General features: G+C 68.4%; 12 protein-coding genes. 3 read left to right on the top strand and 9 right to left on the bottom strand.

The features are described from left to right. Positions 1-35: 35 nt before the first annotated feature. A complete protein-coding gene (locus tag HDA44_RS27415; RefSeq protein ID WP_184839220.1) occupies positions 36-662 on the top strand; it encodes a TetR/AcrR family transcriptional regulator in 627 nt (208 codons plus the stop codon). Here HDA44_RS27415 and HDA44_RS27410 read toward each other — a convergent pair. Continuing rightward, positions 652-3,912 (bottom strand): BTAD domain-containing putative transcriptional regulator, encoded by a 3,261-nt coding sequence (locus tag HDA44_RS27410; RefSeq protein WP_184839218.1) that lies wholly within the window; start codon positions 3,910-3,912, stop codon positions 652-654. The two genes, HDA44_RS27415 and HDA44_RS27410, sit on opposite strands and share 11 nt — an antisense overlap. Positions 3,913-4,035: 123 nt before the next feature. On the opposite strand from HDA44_RS27410, the gene HDA44_RS27405 reads away from it, so the two are divergent. After that, on the top strand, positions 4,036-5,388 hold the full coding sequence (locus tag HDA44_RS27405) for a serine hydrolase (protein ID WP_184839216.1): 1,353 nt from the start codon (positions 4,036-4,038) through the stop codon (positions 5,386-5,388). 143 nt (positions 5,389-5,531) lie between these two features. Here HDA44_RS27405 and HDA44_RS27400 read toward each other — a convergent pair whose 3' ends face one another. From HDA44_RS27400 to HDA44_RS27385, 4 genes are all read right to left on the bottom strand, one after another. Continuing rightward, positions 5,532-6,350 (bottom strand): ABC transporter permease, encoded by an 819-nt coding sequence (locus HDA44_RS27400; RefSeq protein ID WP_184839214.1) that lies wholly within the window; start codon positions 6,348-6,350, stop codon positions 5,532-5,534. Beyond that, entirely contained in the window at positions 6,347-7,336 is a 990-nt protein-coding gene (locus HDA44_RS27395) for an ATP-binding cassette domain-containing protein (protein ID WP_184839212.1), read from the bottom strand. Before HDA44_RS27395 ends, HDA44_RS27400 begins: the two co-directional genes overlap by 4 nt. A gap of 109 nt (positions 7,337-7,445) precedes the next feature. After that, a complete protein-coding gene (locus HDA44_RS27390) occupies positions 7,446-8,756 on the bottom strand; it encodes an MFS transporter (RefSeq protein WP_184839210.1) in 1,311 nt (436 codons plus the stop codon). Beyond that, positions 8,753-9,499, bottom strand: a complete 747-nt coding sequence (locus tag HDA44_RS27385; protein ID WP_319038703.1) for a GntR family transcriptional regulator — start codon at positions 9,497-9,499, stop codon at positions 8,753-8,755. Before HDA44_RS27385 ends, HDA44_RS27390 begins: the two co-directional genes overlap by 4 nt. 271 nt (positions 9,500-9,770) lie before the next feature. Between HDA44_RS27385 and HDA44_RS27380 the strand changes: the two genes are divergently transcribed. Continuing rightward, on the top strand, positions 9,771-11,189 hold the full coding sequence (locus tag HDA44_RS27380; protein WP_184839208.1) for a S8 family serine peptidase: 1,419 nt from the start codon (positions 9,771-9,773) through the stop codon (positions 11,187-11,189). A gap of 509 nt (positions 11,190-11,698) precedes the next feature. On the opposite strand, the gene HDA44_RS37595 is transcribed toward HDA44_RS27380, so the two are convergent. The 4 genes from HDA44_RS37595 to pdhA form a co-directional block, all read right to left on the bottom strand. Then, positions 11,699-12,529: an EamA family transporter gene (locus tag HDA44_RS37595; RefSeq protein WP_202887598.1), complete on the bottom strand. Its 831-nt coding sequence runs from the start codon at positions 12,527-12,529 to the stop codon at positions 11,699-11,701. A gap of 92 nt (positions 12,530-12,621) precedes the next feature. Next, positions 12,622-13,956 carry a dihydrolipoamide acetyltransferase family protein gene (locus HDA44_RS27370; protein WP_184839206.1) on the bottom strand — a complete coding sequence of 445 codons (1,335 nt, stop codon included), beginning with the start codon at positions 13,954-13,956 and terminating at the stop codon, positions 12,622-12,624. Further along, positions 13,956-14,933 (bottom strand): alpha-ketoacid dehydrogenase subunit beta, encoded by a 978-nt coding sequence (locus HDA44_RS27365; RefSeq protein WP_184839204.1) that lies wholly within the window; start codon positions 14,931-14,933, stop codon positions 13,956-13,958. The genes HDA44_RS27370 and HDA44_RS27365 overlap by 1 nt, the downstream gene beginning before the upstream one ends. 3 nt (positions 14,934-14,936) lie before the next feature. After that, entirely contained in the window at positions 14,937-16,100 is a 1,164-nt protein-coding gene (pdhA, locus tag HDA44_RS27360; RefSeq protein WP_184839202.1) for a pyruvate dehydrogenase (acetyl-transferring) E1 component subunit alpha, read from the bottom strand. Positions 16,101-16,418: the final 318 nt, after the last annotated feature.

Here is a 16,418-nt window from a genome sequence, read left to right as displayed (position 1 = left end):
CCGGCATCTGGCACGGGGTAGCGACAAGAGGTGTGATGAGGGAACCCTCCGTACGCCGTTATTCCGGGCGGTCAGTCGAGGAGTGGAAGGCCGCGCGCCGGGAACGGCTGCTGGCCGCCGCGCTCGAACTCTTCGGGACCGATGGATATCCGGCGACATCCGTGGAACGCCTGTGCACACAGGCGAAAGTGTCCACCCGGCACTTCTACCACGAGTTCCAGAACAAGGAAGCCGTGCTGCTCGCGGTACACGCGCAGGTGATCGAGCTGGCGGTCCGGAACACCGGCGACGCGCTCCGCCGGACCGCCGACCGGCCGGTCGGGGAGCGGATCGCCGCGGCCGTCGACTCGTACCTGCGGACCATCATGGCCGACCTGCGCCGGGCCCGGATCTCGTTCGTAGAGGTGGTCGGCACCAGCCCGGCGGTCGAGGAACAGCGGATCGCGTTCCGGGAGTTGCTGATCGGCAACCTGCGGGACGTCGGCGACACCGCGGTCGAACGCGGCGAGATCAAGCGGAAGGACTTTCGCTTTCTGGCGCTGGCGTTCCTCGGCGCGGTGAACACCGTCGTCTACGACTGGATGCTGGCCGAGCCGCGGCCGCCGGAGCAGAAAGTACAGAAGTCACTGCGTGAGCTGGCCGTCCAGTTGCTCACGGCATAGCCGGTTCGTCCGCCGGGCTGTAGCGCTTTCGCAGCTCGGCGATCGCTTCCTCCCTGGTCAGTACGGCACCGGCCTCGTACGCCACCTCGTACGCTTCGTTGCCCAGGGCATCGCGGAGCTGCTGGACGACGCGCCGCAGGTCGGCGTCCGGGATCGCGCGGTTGCCCTTGATCGCGGCCGCCAGCCCGAGCGTACGCGCGGTCTGCTCGGCGTCCTCGGTCAGCAGCATCGCGTCCACCGTGGTCTCGAGCACCCCGGCCACGACCGGCATGTCCTCGGTGGTGAGCGCCAGCTCGATCGCCTGCCGGCCGCACCGCTTCGCGTCCTCGACGTCGCCGGCGGCGGCGTACATCCGGCTGAGGTGGCCGAGCAGCGACGACTGCCCGTGCGGTGCCATCCGCTCCGCGTTCAGGTCGAGCATCGCGTACCCGCGCTCGGCGAGCTGTTTCGCTTCGTCGAAATGACCGGTCCGGTGCGCCAGCTTGGCCAGGCCCATGTTCGCCATCGCCTGACCGCCGCGCGACCCGGTCTCCTCGGACAGCCGCATGGCCCGCTCCAGCTCGGCGCGGGCATCGTCGTACTCGCCGAGCTCGATCCTGTTCATCGCGATGCCGCCGAGCAACTGCGCGACGCCGTCGGTCGTACCGAGCTCCTCGATCAGCCGGAGCGCCTCGGTCAGCAACTCCAGCGCCTTGGCGTGCTCGCCCTGACCGGAGTGATAGCCGGCCAGACCGCGGAGCGCCATCGACGTACCGAACCGGTCGCCGAGCCGGCGGAAGCCGTCCAGCGCGATGGTCAGGTTGGCCACCATCTCGCCGGTGTCGCCGTCGTTCTCGCGGAACATCGCGCCGGCCATGATGCCCATGTTCCGAATCCACGGGTCCCGGTGCCGCCCGGCGATCTCCAGTTGCTCGAAGCAGGTCGCCTTGTCCCTCCGGATCGCCGCCCAGATCGCGTTCGTGAACAGGCCGATCCCGGCCTCGACCAGCTGCGTGTGCCGCCGGGTCAGCCAGCGCACCGTGGCCAGCCCACGGATCACCTGCTGGAACGCCCTGACCGGGTCCTCTTCGCTGGACATCCGGCCCATCGCGAGCACGTACAGCGCCTCGGCCCGGTCCAGCGGCACGCTCCGGCCCGGTACGGCGAGCGCGGCCTGCATCCAGTTCACCGCCTCGGCCGGGCGGCCACTCATCGTCCAGTACTCACCCAGCACCGCGACCATCTGCACGGAGACCCGGGCCGAGCCGGTGTCGATCGCGTTCCGGAGGGCGTCGAGCAGGTTCTCGTTGTCGGCAGTGAGCCGGGCGATCCACTGCACCTGCTCGGCGGTCCGCATCTTCGGCCGGGCCTTGCGGAGCAGGCGGCTGAAGTACGCGGTGTGGGCGCGGCGGAAGCGGTCGTACTCACCCGATGCCTTCAGCTGCTCGGCCCCGTACGCGCGGACCGTCTCCAGCATCCGGTAGCGCACGGACCGCTCGTCCGCCGCCGCTTCGACGAGTGACTTGTCCACAAGGGACGCCAGCACGCCGAGCACCGACTCCGGTGGGATGCTCTCGTCACTGCAGATCTGCTCGGCCGCATCCAGCGTCGCGCCACCGGAGAACAGCGAGAGCCGCCTGGCCACCGCCTGCTCGTCCGGATCGAGCAGCTCCCAGCTCCACTCCACGACCGCACGTAGCGTCTGGTGCCTCGGCAGAGCGGTCCGCGAACCACTGGTCAGCAGCCGGAACCGGTCGGTCAGCCGGTCCACGATCTGTGGCGGCGTGAGCGCTCGCAGCCGCGCTGCGGCCAGCTCGATCGCCAGTGGCATGCCGTCCAGCCGTCGGCAGATCTCCGCGACCGCATCCCGGTTCGCATCAATCAACTCGAAGTCGGGGCGTACGGCGCGGGCCCGGTCGACGAACAACTGCATCGCCGGGTAGGAGTCCGTGCTGTTGACCACATCCTCCGGCGGTAGTCCGAGCGACCCGACCGGATGCAGGTGCTCACCCGGGATACTCAGCGGTTCACGGCTCGTGGTCAGTACACGCAGCCGCGGACAGGAGGCCAGCAGCGAGTCAACCAGGCCGGCTACCTCCAGTACGAGGTGCTCGCAGTTGTCCAGTACGAGGAGGATGCGCCGGTCACCGATGACCTCGACAAGTCGCTGTGTCGCGGCCCGGATGGTCGGGATGTGCTTTGTGGTGAACGACGCGGCGGGCATGTCGACGTACTCACTCGCACCGAGTGCTGACAGGACCGCCGGAGCTACATCGGCCGCATCGCCGAGCGGTGCGAGCTCCACGAACCAGATGCCGTCACCGCTCTGGTCAACCAGGCTCCTGCTGGTCTCGTTGGCCAGCCTGGTCTTGCCGGCGCCGCCCGGACCGACCATGGTCACCAGGCGGGTGCCGTTGCTCAGTAGCCGGGTCAGCTCGGCTACGTCCTCCTGACGGCCGACGAAGCTGGTCAACGGCGCGCGCAGGTTGCTGCGCGGTTTCGACGGAGCAGGTGCCGCTACGACGGAGCTCTTGGCCGCTGGGTCCACCGCATCGCCGCGCAGCACTGACACGTGTAGCTCGCGGAGGCGGCTGCCCGGGTCGGCACCGAGCTCTTCGGCAAGTGTGGTTCTCACCCGTTCGTACGCTGCTAGTGCCTCGGCTTGGCGTCCGTCGGCGTACAAGGCGCGGATGAGTAGCTCGTGGACGCGCTCGCGGAGCGGATGGGTGACTGCGAGCTGCTCCAGGTCAGTGATCAGGTCGCGGGCGTGACCGCAGCTCACCGCGGCCTCTGCCAGGTCCTCCGCGGCGGCCAGGCGCAGCTCGGCCAGGCGGTCGGCTTCGACAGCGGCGAACGGGAGGTCCCGCAGGTCGGTCAGCGCTTCACCACGCCACAGCTTGTCGGCCTGGGCGAGCAGGGCGTGTGCCTGCTGCGGGTCAGCGGTCAGCAGCGCGCGGCCACGGCGTACCAGCTCCTCGAACTGGAGGGCGTCGACGCAGTCCGGGCCGATGGTCAGCGTGTACCCGGCCGGGCCGGACTGGACCGAGATGCTCGACTCGGTCGCCGGCAGACTCGCCCGCAACCGCGACACCAGCGACTGCAGAGCGTTCGCACTCGGTGCCTCACTGCCCCACAACCCGTCGACCAGCGTCTCGACGGAGACCGGCTTCCCGGCACTCAACGCGAGCCGCGCCAGCAGTCCACGCAGCCGGACACCACGGATGTCGAGCGGACTCCCGTCGGCCGCCCACATCGCGAGAGGCCCAAGCACCGCTATGCGCACCCCACCAGCCTCGCACATCCACCCACCCAACCGCCCCTGCCTTTTGTCACTCACCACCTCGCCCAACCGCCCCCTGCCTATTGTCATCAAGTTGTCTTAAGGTCAGAGGCCGTGACCGAAATTGCCGAGCAGACTCAGAACGGGCTGACGCGTCTCGTCGCCGAACGTCAATCCAAGGGCCGGGTACCTGGCGTGGTCGGGGCCGTCGCCCGGGCCGGGAAGCTGGCCTGGTCGGCCGGGGCCGGTTCCGCCGACCTGGACAGTCCCGGTACGCCGCCGACCGCCGACTCGCAGTTCCTGATCGCGTCGCAGAGCAAGACGCTGACCGCGGTCACGATCATGGCGCTGCGCGACGAGGGCAAACTCAGCCTGGACGACACCGTCGACCAGCTGATCCCGGAGACCAAGCACGCCGGCGTCACCGTACGCCAGATGCTCAGCCACGCCAGCGGCATGCAGCGTGAGCCGGTCGGCGACGTCTGGGACCTGATGAAGTTCCCGTCCCGCGACGACCTGGTGGCCGGCTGGAACGACGCCGAGCGGATCGGCAAGCCACACCACCGGTTCCACTACTCCAACCTGGTCTTCGCCCTGCTCGGCGAGATCGTCGCGCGGATCGAGGGCCGGTCCTGGTACGAGTCGGTGAAGGCCCGCATCCTGGACCCACTCGAGATGCGCCGGACCACGGTCGGAATGGACGGCGGACCGAACCAGACCGGGTACTACGTGCCGCCGTGGACCGACGTACCGGTCCGGGAGCCGCTGCTCGACATCGGCGCGATGGACGCCTGCGGCGGGCTCGCCTCGACCGCCGAGGACCTGGCCAAGTGGGCGATGTTCGTCGCGAACCCGGTCGACGAGGTGCTGTCGAAGGACACCCTGGACGAGATGTGCCAGGTCCAGATCATGGCCGACACGGACCGCTGGCAACTGGCCTTCGGGCTCGGTTTCATGCTGCTGCGCCGCGGCGACCGGCTGTTCGTCGGCCACGACGGCGGCATGCCCGGCCACATCACCTCCACCTTCGTCCACCGCGAGTCCGGTACGGCCGGGATCGCGCTGTTCGGTTCCACGTCCTCCCCGGCACCGAGCGCGCTGGCCACCGACCTGGTGATCAAGGTCCTCGAGGACGACCCACTCCCCGCCGACCCATGGCTCCCCGGCACCGAGGTCCCCGCCGAACTCACCGGCGTCCTCGGCACCTGGTACTCCGAAGGCAGCCCGTTCACCTTCACGGTCAGCTCCGGCGTCCTCCAGGCCAAGTCCCCCGCGGCGGCCGAACACCAGTCCCCCGCCGTCTTCGAACGCCTCTCCGAAGACACCTACCGCACCGTCTCCGGCCGCGAAACCGGCGAACTCCTCCGCATCACCCGAGACCCCGCCGGTCACCCCACAAAGTTGCACTGGGCAACCTACCTCTGCACCCGCCAGCCCCTCGCCTTCGCCGACCTGAACAACGCCTGACCCGAGCGCCTGACCCGAACGCCTGCCCCCTCAGCCCGGCAACAACTGCAAACCCTCCACCTCAGGGGGTGACCCCGCAACTACAGGGTTGCCCCCTCGAAACTCGAGGGGGCAACCCTGTAGTTGACCAGGCAAGCTGGTGGTCAGGTTCGGCGGCGGTAGGCGCGGATGGCGAGGGGGGCGAAGACGGCTACCAGGCCGATCATCCAGACGAGGGTGATCAGGAGTGGCTTCTGGATCGGGCCGCCCAGCATCAGGCCGCGCATGGTGTCCACCAGGTACTTGACCGGGTTGACCTTGACGAAGGCCTGGAGGAAGCCGGGGAGGGTGTCGGTCTTCACGAAGACGTTGCTGCCGAAGGTGAGTGGGAACATCACCAGGAAGGCGATGCCCTGGACGCCTTGGGCGGTCTTCAGGGACAGGCCGAGCCAGACCCAGATCCAGCACATCGACAGCGCGAACGCCAGCACGATCACCAGCGCCAGCAAGCCGTACCCGACACCGTTGCCGAAGCGGAAGCCCAGCGCGAAGCCGGTGCCCATCAGGATCACGATCGACAGCGAGTACCGGACCGCGTCGCCGAGGACCGCGCCGACCAGTGGCGCGATCCTCGCGATCGGCAGCGAACGGAAGCGGTCGAACACGCCCTTCGCGAAGTCGTCGTTCAGCGCGACTCCGGTGCCCATCGTGGAGAACACGACCGTCTGCACCAGCAGACCGGGCAGCAGGAACGGCAGGTAGTCGCGCCAGCCGGCGCCCTGCGCGATCGCCCCGCCGAACACGAACAGGAACAGCACCAGGAAGATGATCGGCTGGAACGTCACGTCCGCCAGGGCTTCCGGGTTCTGCCGGATTCGGATGATGTTCCGCCAGGCCAGCGTCAGACTCTGCTGCACCCAGGCGAACGGCCGGCTCCGGTGACCCGCGTGGGCCGGTACTTCGAGAGTTGTTGCCGCACTCATCGGCCCACTCCTTCCAGAACGTTCTCGGACTTCTTCTGCTCGGCGGTGTGCCCGGTCAGCGCCAGGAACACCTCGTCCAGGCTGGGCAGCCGCAGCGCCAGTTCGGTGACCGCGATGCCTTCCTCGTCCAGCCGGCGTACGACCACCGGCATCGACGAACCGTCCGTGACCGGCACGCTGACCAACGCGTTCACCACGTCGACCGTCGGGCGTACGCCGACCGACTCGGCCACGATGGCGGCCACCCGTTCGAGGTGTGACGGCTCGGCCGGGCGGACGTCCAGCGACTGCTTGCCCGCCTGTGCTTTCAGCTCGGCCGGACGGCCGGAGGCGACCACCGAGCCCTTGTCGAACACCACGATCGAGTCGGCCAGCGCATCGGCCTCCTCCAGGTACTGCGTGGTGAGCAGGACCGTGGTCCCGTCGAGCACCAGGTTCCGGACCGTCTCCCAGACGCCGTTGCGGGCGTGCGGGTCCAGGCCGGTGGTGGGCTCGTCCAGGTACAGGATGCTCGGGTTGCCGACCAGGCTGGCGGCCAGGTCGAGCCGGCGGCGCATACCGCCTGAGTAGGTCTTGGCGATCCGCTCACCCGCGTCGGTCAGCTCGAACCGCTCCAGCAGCTCGTCCGCCTTGGCCCGGGCCTGCGGCCGCGAGTAGCCGAGCAGACGGCCGATCATGATCAGGTTCCGGCGCCCGGACATGTCCTCGTCGACCGACGCGTACTGCCCGGTCAGGCCGATCGTGCTTCGGACCTTGCCGGCCTCGCGGACGACGTCGTACCCGCCAACGGTGGCGTGACCGGCGTCCGGGCGGACCAGCGTGCCGAGAATCCGGACCGCCGTCGTCTTGCCGGCGCCGTTCGGCCCGAGGACGCCGAGGACCGTACCGGTCGGCACGCTCAGGTCGACGCCGGCAAGCGCGGTGGTACTGCCATATTTCTTGACCAAGCCGACCGCCTCGATGGCGACCTGGTTCGTTGTGGTCATCGGGTTCCTCCCAGTGGATTACTGCACTGGGACTACCGTGCCGCCCCGCCCTGGCACCGCCCTGGCACTCGGCTGACAGGCCATGTCAGCGCGCTGTCTCAGACGCCCTCTAAGCCTCCAGCGGCACGATCCGGTTCGCGAGTAGTGCCTGGTACGCCTCCGGGTTGTACCGCGCCAGGTTGCCGCGGGCCTTTCGCCGGTACTTGATGATCTGGCGCGTACCGATCGCCCAGAGCACGTACTGGAACGCCAGCGCGAACTTGAAGTCGCCGATCGCCTGCGGTGCGCCGCCGGACGACGCGTCGAGCAGTACGCCGACCATGCCGATGCACAACAGGGTCGCGATGAACCCACCGGTGTTGACCATGCCGTTGGCGGCGCCGAACCGAGTGGTGGGGTTGAACGTCCGCGCATAGTCCAGTCCGAGCATCGAACCAGGTCCACCAGCGGCCTGTACGACGATCAGCACCAGTAGCACTGGCATCGGTGCACGACCTGGCCAGAGCAGTACGACTGTCCACATCGTCACTGAGCCGGCGATGACTGCCAGTACGATCCAGGACCGGTAGAACGGGAACCTGGCCGCGTACCGGCCGACCAGTGGTCCGTAGCAGAGTCCAGCGAGGACAGGGATGATCAGCATCGCCGCAGCGGTCGTTGGCGCGACCCCCTGTCCCTGTACGAGGAACGGGAAGCCCCACAGCAGTCCGAACGTACTACCCGAGAAGCTGGTGGTGAAGTGCGTCCACAGGCCCAGGCGGGTGCCCGGCTCTTTCCAAGCACGGCGCAGGTTCTTCCGTACCTCACTGAGCGGCTGCTTCGCCCGGCGGACCGGTTCGTCGTACGGGGTGTCCTTGATCAGGAACAGGACGAGTACACCGGTCATCAGGCTCAGTACGCTCGCTGTGGCGAAGGTAGGCGTCCAGCCGAACGCGTGGAACGCAGCAGCCATCGGTACCGTCGACATGATCGCTCCGAGACCACCGAGCATGCCGGTCGCCTGAGACATCACCGGCTGTCGTAGCGCGGGGAACCAGGACATGACGACTCGTAGCACGCTGATGAACACCAGCGCGTCGCCAACACCTAGTACTGCCCGGGCGGCGAGTGCTGCAGGGTACGAATCGACCATGCTGAACGCCGACTGCGCTACGAAGAGCAGACCGGACGCTGCGAGCAACAGCCGCTTGGAACCGTAGCGATCGAGTAGTACGCCAACAGGCACCTGCATGGCGGCGTACACAGTGAGCTGTACGACCGTGAAGCTGGCCAGTGCGGACGCGGAGATGTGGAAACGCTCCGCGGCCTGCAGGCCGGCCACGCTCATCGATCCGCGGTGCAGAACAGTGACGAGGTACGTCAGGACAGCGGTAGTCCAGACCACCCAGGCACGCCGACCGCCCAGGGGGAAGTCGGTCACCGGGTCCCCCGCAGGTCAGTAGCGGCTTCGGCGATGTGCATGACGACGAGCTCGCGGAACCGCTTGACGCTGTTCCCACCGAGCGCGTCGATCATCTCCTGGTGCGCGGTGATGGACTTGTCCATCCGGGCCGGCTGCACCTCGATCCCGGGCACGCCCATCCGGACCTGCCGGTCCCGCAGGCTGTTGTACAGCTTGGCCAGGATTTGGTTGCCGGCGGCATCGACGATCGCCTCGTGGAAGGCCCGGTCGGCCTCCAGGAAGCTCTTCGCGTCGCCGTCCCGGCGGCACGCGCGCATCGCGTCGACGCGCGCGGTCAGGGTCTCAATCAGCTGCTTGCGGCGCGGCCAGACCTGCGCGGCGGCATGCGTCTCGATCAGCTCGCGAGCCTCCAGCACGTCGTCGATCTCCTGCGGCAGCACCGGCAGGACGAGCGCACCCTTCTTCGGGTACAGCTTGACCAGACCGGATTCCTCCAGCCGGAGCAGCGCCTCCCGGACCGGCGTCCGCGAAACCCCGACCGCCGTCGCGAGTTCACCCTCGGTGAGCAGCTCGCCGCCCGGGTACGCCCGGTCCAGGATCGCTGCCTTCACGTACGCGTAGACCCGCTCCGCTGCCGGAATCTTCTCGGCCTCAGGCGCTGCCTCGACCACCACCCGGGCGATCTCCGCGGTCTGTTCGCCGAGCACCAACGCGTCATCTGCCGGACCGCCCGGCTCCCCGCCTACCACTGAACTCCCCACCCATACGACTCGTATCTTTGTTGTATCTATCTTACACACACAGACAATCCACCGCTCAGCGGAAGTATTCCCCAGCTTGTCCACGAGTTATCCACAGGTAGATCCACAGCATGTGGGTAACTGAGCGTGAGCTGCCGGACGCTAGGTAGTGACAAACGCAGGGTTTCCCCTGCGTTGTGGACAAAGAACTCCAGCGCTCCGGAATCGGTTCTAGAGTCTCCGGTTACCGGCCCGGGCCCGTCCGCCCCGGCCCAGCCCCTGAGGAGGCAGCGTGTCCCGATTCTCCCGTCCCCGCCGGCTGGCGGCAGGCCTCTCCGCCGCCGCGCTCGTGAGCATGTCCCTCGGCGCCGCGACCAGCGCGCACGCCGGGCCGGCCGCCGAGCCGGCCGCGGGCCCACTGATGAACTACGTGGTCAACGCGAAGGCGACCCCCGGCCACGTCCGCAAGGCCGAGGACGCGGTCCGCGACGCCGGCGGCACCGTCCTCACGTCGTACAAACAGTTCGGCGTGATCATCGCCCAGTCGACGAACCCGGCCTTCCGTACCGAGGTCCGCGCCGGGAAGAACGGCCGCGAGGTGCAGTCGGTCGGCGCCACCCGGACCGCCGCGGTCAGCGAAGGCGCCGGCGGCCTGAACACGGCCGGCGCGACCGATGACACCCAGGCCACCCCGGTGCTGGACCCGCGCGAGGGCGAGCAGTGGGACATGGTCCAGATCAAGGCTGACCAGGCACATCAGGTGACCGACGGCTCCCGGAACGTCCTGGTCGGCATCAACGACAGCGGTGTCGACGACACCCATCCGGACCTCGCGCCGAACTTCGACGCCCGCGACTCGGTCAGCTGCGTGAACAACGGCGTACCGGACACGACTGCCGGTGCGTGGCGGCCAACGACCAGCTCGCACGGTACGCACGTCGCCGGTACGGTCGCCGCCGCGCGCAACGGGGTCGGCATCGTCGGCGTCGCGCCCGGCGTACGCATCGCGTCGGTGAAGGTCGTGAACGACGCCGGCTTCATCTACCCGGAGTACTCGATCTGCGGGATCGTGTGGGCGGCCGAGCACAAGATGGCGGTGACGAACCACAGTTACTTCATCGACCCGTTCGAGTTCTGGTGCAAGGACAACGGCGACCAGGGCGCGGTGCAGGAAGCGGTGCGCCGGGCGTACGCCTGGGCCACCGACCAGGGCACGCTCTCGGTCGCGGCGGCCGGCAACTCGAACTACGACCTGGCCAACAAGACCACCGACAACAACAGCCCGAACGACTCCACCGCGGTGCCGCGGACGATCAACAACGACTGCCTCGACATGCCGACCGAGCTCCCCGGCGTGATCACCGTCGCCAGCACCACGCGCGCCGTCGCGAAGAGCAGCTTCTCCAACTTCGGCCTGCACAAGATCGACGTCGCCGCTCCCGGCAGCTCGATCCTCTCCACGCTCCCCGGCGGCCGGTACGGCCTGATGAGCGGCACCTCGATGGCGTCACCGCACGTCACCGGCATCGCCGCCCTGATGAAGTCCACGCACCCGTGGTGGGGCCCGCGTGAGCTGGAGCGCGCCCTGCAGCGCGAGGCCGACGACACCGCCTGCCCGACCACGCCCGACGCCCGCTGCACCGGCAGCACCGCCAACAACTCCTTCTTCGGCGAAGGCATCGCCGACGCGCTGGACGCCGTCCAGCGCTGACCCCCAACACCGAATACCCCAGACCGAGTGGGGGTCCGCCGCCCGGGCCTCCACTCGTCCCCCTCAACCACATCACCCGCGCGTACGCCCCCACGCATGCTCCACGGGCACTCCGTCGCTCCGCATCACCCGCGCGTACGCCCCCACGCATGCTCCACGGGCACTCCGTCGCTCCGCTCCTCCCGCGCCCGCTCCGCGTGCTCCCGCCCACCCCGGCTCAGCGCCGGTGCGTCCCTTCCGGGCTATCGCCGCACAGCTCGCGCTTGCCGCGCGACGCGCGCAATCCCACTGCCCGTGAGCAATCCAACCCGCACCAATCCCGTCAGCAGCACATCCGGCCGGCCCGGCGCCATTTGGGTGGTTAACCCGCGGGTCTGCCCGTTCACGGGTGGGATGCAGCTTGTGAAGGGGCACACCTGCGGGTTAACCACCCAAATGGACCTGTGGCGATCGGCGATACAACCTGCTGCTCGGCGATGCCAAGCAGTCCGGGTCGGCGCGGTACTGCTTCAGCCCAGGGTGATCAGGACTATGCCGGCGACCACGACGAGCGCGGCGGCGGCGCGTTTGGGGCCGAAGCGTTCGTGGAAGAACAGGGCGCCGATGATCGCGCCGAAGATGATGCTGGTTTCACGCAGGGCGGCGATGGCGGCGAGCGTGCCGCGGGTCTGGGCCCAGAGCACGAGACCGTAGGCCGCCATCGACACGACGCCGCCGGCCAGGCCGGAGAGGATCGCCGGGCGCGGCAGGTTGAACGATCGCGGTCCGCGCCAGCACAGCACCGCGATCGGGACCGCGAATCCCTGGAGCATGAAGACCCAGCCCATGTACGTCGCGACCGGCATCTTGTGCACCGCCACGCCGTCGACCACGGTGTACGAAGCGATCATCAGCCCGGTACCGAATGCCGCGAGCAACGCCGGCGCCTGACGGCGTCCAGGGCGGCCGATGAAGACGAGACCGATCAGCCCACCGGAGATCAGCAGTACGCCGGCCAGCTCGATCAGCGCCAACTGCTGGTTCAGGATCACGATCGACACCACGGCGACCACCCACGGCGACGTACCGCGTGCCAGCGGGTACATCTGGCTGAACTGACCCAGCTGGTACGAGGCGAGCAGCCCGCCCAGGTACGCGACATGCAGTATCGCCGACGCGATGATGTACCACCACGTACCGGCTGGTGGCAGCCCCATGAAGAGCACTGCGATCAGGCCGATCACGCCGGCCGACAGCTCGAACAACGCCAGCCCGGCGACCCGGTCCGGTGCCCCGTGCGCCATCGCGTTCCACGTCGCATGCAGAACCGCCGCCCCGAGCACCACAAAGATGACGAGCACCCCAACACCTTCTCACCAGGCGGTGTGAAAACCCGAAGGCCGGGGGCGGTGCCCCCGGCCTTCGGCTGGTGTGCTCAGAACCTCAGGGTGCCTCAGAACATCAGGGCGCGGGCGGGATCCTCGAGGATGCTCGCGACGTCGGCGAGGAACGTGGAGCCCTTCTCGCCGTCGATCAGGCGGTGGTCGAAGGACAGCGCCAGCGTGGTGATCCAGCGCGGAACGATCTCGTCGTCCACCACCCACGGCTGCTTCCGGACCGCGCCGAACGCGAGGATCGCGGCCTCACCCGGGTTGATGATCGGCGTACCCGCGTCGACGCCGAAGACGCCGACGTTGGTGATCGTGAACGAACCACCCGCCTGATCGGCCGGCTGGGTCTTGCCTTCGCGGGCGGTCGCGACCAGCTCGTTCAGCGCGCGGCACAGATCCGGCAGGGTGCGCGAGTCGGCGCCCTTGATGTTCGGGACGATCAGTCCGCGCGGGGTGGCCGCGGCGATACCGAGGTTCACCGCGCCCTTGTACACGATCTCCTGCGCCTGTTCGTCCCAGGCCGCGTTCACGATCGGCGTACGCCGCGCCGCCAGCGTGACCGCCTTCGCGACGATCAGCAACGGCGAAACGCGCAGGTCGCGGAACGCCTTGTCGTTCTTCAACCGCTCGACCAGCTCCATGGTGGCGCTGACGTCGACGGTGATCCACTCGGTCACATGCGGCGCGCTGAACGCACTGGCAACCATCGCCTGCGCCATCACCTTCTGCACACCCTTGACCGGCACCCGAGTGTCACCCAGCCCACTCACCACCGGCGCCGCCTCGTACGCAGGAGCCGCTTCGGCCGGAGCCGTCACATGTGACTCGACGTCCGCGCGGGTGATCACCCCACCCGGCCCGGTCGCGGTCACCACCCCAAGATCAATCCCCAGATCCTTAGCCAACTTCCGCACCGGCGGCTTCGCCAGCACCCGCGCGGAACCGGCCGGTTCGTTGCTCTTAGCAACAACAACCTCCGGTACTACCGCCGGCGCCGCGGCTACCGAAACCGGAACCGCATCAGCCGGTTTGCGGGGGCGGCGTTTGGCTTCCGTGGTTTTGGGGCCGTAGCCGACCAGGACGGCGGTGCGGCCGCCGTTGTCGGGTTCGGGGATGGTGGGGACCATGTCGTCGGCGGGTGGTTCCGCGCCGGCCGAGTCGGTCTGCACGGAGATGATCGGCGTACCGACCGGAACCGTCTCGCCCTCCGGCACCAACAGCTCGGTGATCACGCCCGCGAACGGCACCGGAAGCTCGACCAGCGACTTCGCGGTTTCGATCTCGACCACGGTGTCGTTGAGCTTCACCGTGTCGCCGGGCTTGACCTTCCAGCTGACGATCTCGGCCTCGACCAGGCCCTCCCCGACGTCGGGGAGCCGGAACTGCTGCACGCCCATCAGTACCCCATCACCCGGTCGACGCCGTCCAGTACCCGGTCCAGGTCCGGAAGGTAGTCGTCCTCCATCCGCGACGGCGGGTACGGAGTGTCGTACCCGGTCACCCGCAGCACCGGCGCCTCGAGGTGGTAGAAGCACTCCTCGGTCACCCGCGCCGCGATCTCCGATCCGGTACCGAGCGACAGCGGCGCCTCGTGTACGACCAGCGCCCGCCGCGTCTTCTTCACCGACGCGAAGATCGTCGCCAGGTCCAGCGGCGAGATCGTCCGCAGGTCCACGACCTCCAGGTTCCGTCCGTCCTCGACCGCTGCTTCGGCGGCCTGCAGGCAGGTCTTCACCATCGGGCCGTAACAGAACAGCGTCGCATCGGTGCCTTCGCGCACGACCTTCGCCTGGTGCAGCGGCCGCGCCGGCGGCGTGGCCTCGTCCAGCTCGGCCTTCTCGTGGTACCGCCGCTTGGGCTCGAAGAAGATCACCGGATCGTCTGAGGAGATCGCCTGCTGGATCATCCAGTACGCGTCCACCGGGTCGCCGCAGGAGACCACCTTGAGCCCGGCGACGTGCGCGAACAGCGTCTCCGGCGACTCGGAGTGATGCTCGACCGCGCCGATCCCGCCGCCGTACGGAATCCGGATGACGATCGGCATCCGGAGCCGGCCCATCGACCGGTAGTGCATCTTCGCGACCTGGCTGATGATCTGGTCGTACGCCGGGAACACGAACCCGTCGAACTGGATCTCGCACACCGGCCGGTACCCGCGCAGCGCGAGGCCGACCGCGGTGCCGATGATGCCGGACTCGGCCAGCGGGGTGTCGATCACCCGGTCCTCGCCGAAGTCCTTCTGCAGCCCTTCGGTGACCCGGAAGACACCGCCGAGCTTGCCGATGTCCTCGCCCATCACGAGCACCTTCGGGTCGTTCTCCATCGCGGCCCGCAGGCCGGCGTTGATGGCCTTGCCGAGAGTGATCTTCGTCATCGCTCAGCCCTCGCCTTCGAACGACGCGGCGTAGGCGGCGAACTGCGCGCGCTGTTCGGCCAGTTGCGGCGTCTCATCGACGTAGACGTTCTGGAAGAAGTCGGTCAGCACCGGGTCCGGCAGCCCCAGGCAGCCGGCCCGCAGCTCGGCGGCGATCTTGTCCGCCTCGGCGTCGAGCTCCTCGAAGTAGTCGTGGTCGACGCCCGCATGCCGGGTCAGGTACGCGTGTACGCGCTCGATCGGGTCCTTGAGCTTCCAGTGCTCCAGGTCCTCGTTCAGCCGGTACTTGGTCGGGTCGTCGGAGGTGGTGTGCGCGCCCATCCGGTACGTGTACGCCTCGATCAGCGACGGCCCGCTGCCCTCGCGAGCGCGCTTCAGTGCCTGCTGGGTGACGGCGTACGTCGCGAGCACGTCGTTGCCGTCGACGCGTACGCCCGGGAAGCCGAAGCCGGCCGCGCGCTGGTACAGCGGGATCCGGGTCTGCCGGTCGATCGGCTCCGAGATCGCCCACTGGTTGTTCTGGCAGAAGAACACCACCGGCGCGTTGAACACCGAGGCCCAGATGAACGCCTCGTTCACGTCGCCCTGGCTGCTGGCGCCGTCGCCGAAGTACGCGATCGTGGCCTCGCCGCTCTCGGCGTCGCCGATCGCGTGGTCGCGCTGCTGACCCATCGCGTACCCGGTCGCGTGCAGCGTCTGGGCGCCGATCACGATCGTGTACAGGTGGAAGTTGTTGTCCTTCGGGTCCCAGGCGCCCTGGTCGACGCCGCGGAACAGGCCGAGCAGGTTCAGCGGGTTGACCCCCTGGCACCACGCGACGCCGTGTTCCCGGTACGTCGGGAAGACCATGTCCTTGCGGTTCAGCGCCCGGCCGGAGCCGATCTGCGCGGCCTCCTGACCGAGCAGCGACGCCCACAGGCCGAGCTCACCCTGGCGTTGCAGGGCGGTCGCCTCGGCGTCGATCCGGCGGACCAGGACCATGTCCCGGTAGAAGCCCTTGATCGCCTCGTCGTCCAGGTCGAACGTGTAGTCCGGGTGCTCGACGCGCTCGCCTTCGGGCGTCAGCAGCTGGACGAACTCGACCTCCTCGGAGGCCTGGGGCGGACTGACCGGCGCCTTGTGTGGCGCGAACACTTCCGGGGCAGGGCCCGGCACCGTCTCACTCACATGCACTCCTCGGGTTCGAGCGCGGGATCGCCGCGACCGCAACGTTGCACGGGGGCCGGCCCTTCAGCCGGGTCAGGCTTATGCAGGCAGGTCCTCGTGGATCCAGGGGTTGATGCACTGCTGGCAGTGGACCCCTCACTGGTCTCACTCCCATCTTGCCGGACACCGTACATACCAGGTGCCTGATCCGCTAACTGTCAGGACTTTGGTGGGTACGCGGGTACCGAAACCGGTCTCAGCATGAGACACCAGTCCATCCACTGGTCCCATCATCGCGCTCGTGTGACACAAATCCAGCACATCGACGAGATGTGTCAC

This window comes from Kribbella solani (genome assembly GCF_014205295.1).
Lineage (GTDB): Bacteria > Actinomycetota > Actinomycetes > Propionibacteriales > Kribbellaceae > Kribbella > Kribbella solani.
Note: the sequence above shows the minus strand (reverse complement) of the source record. Positions and strands in the feature narration are given on the sequence as shown.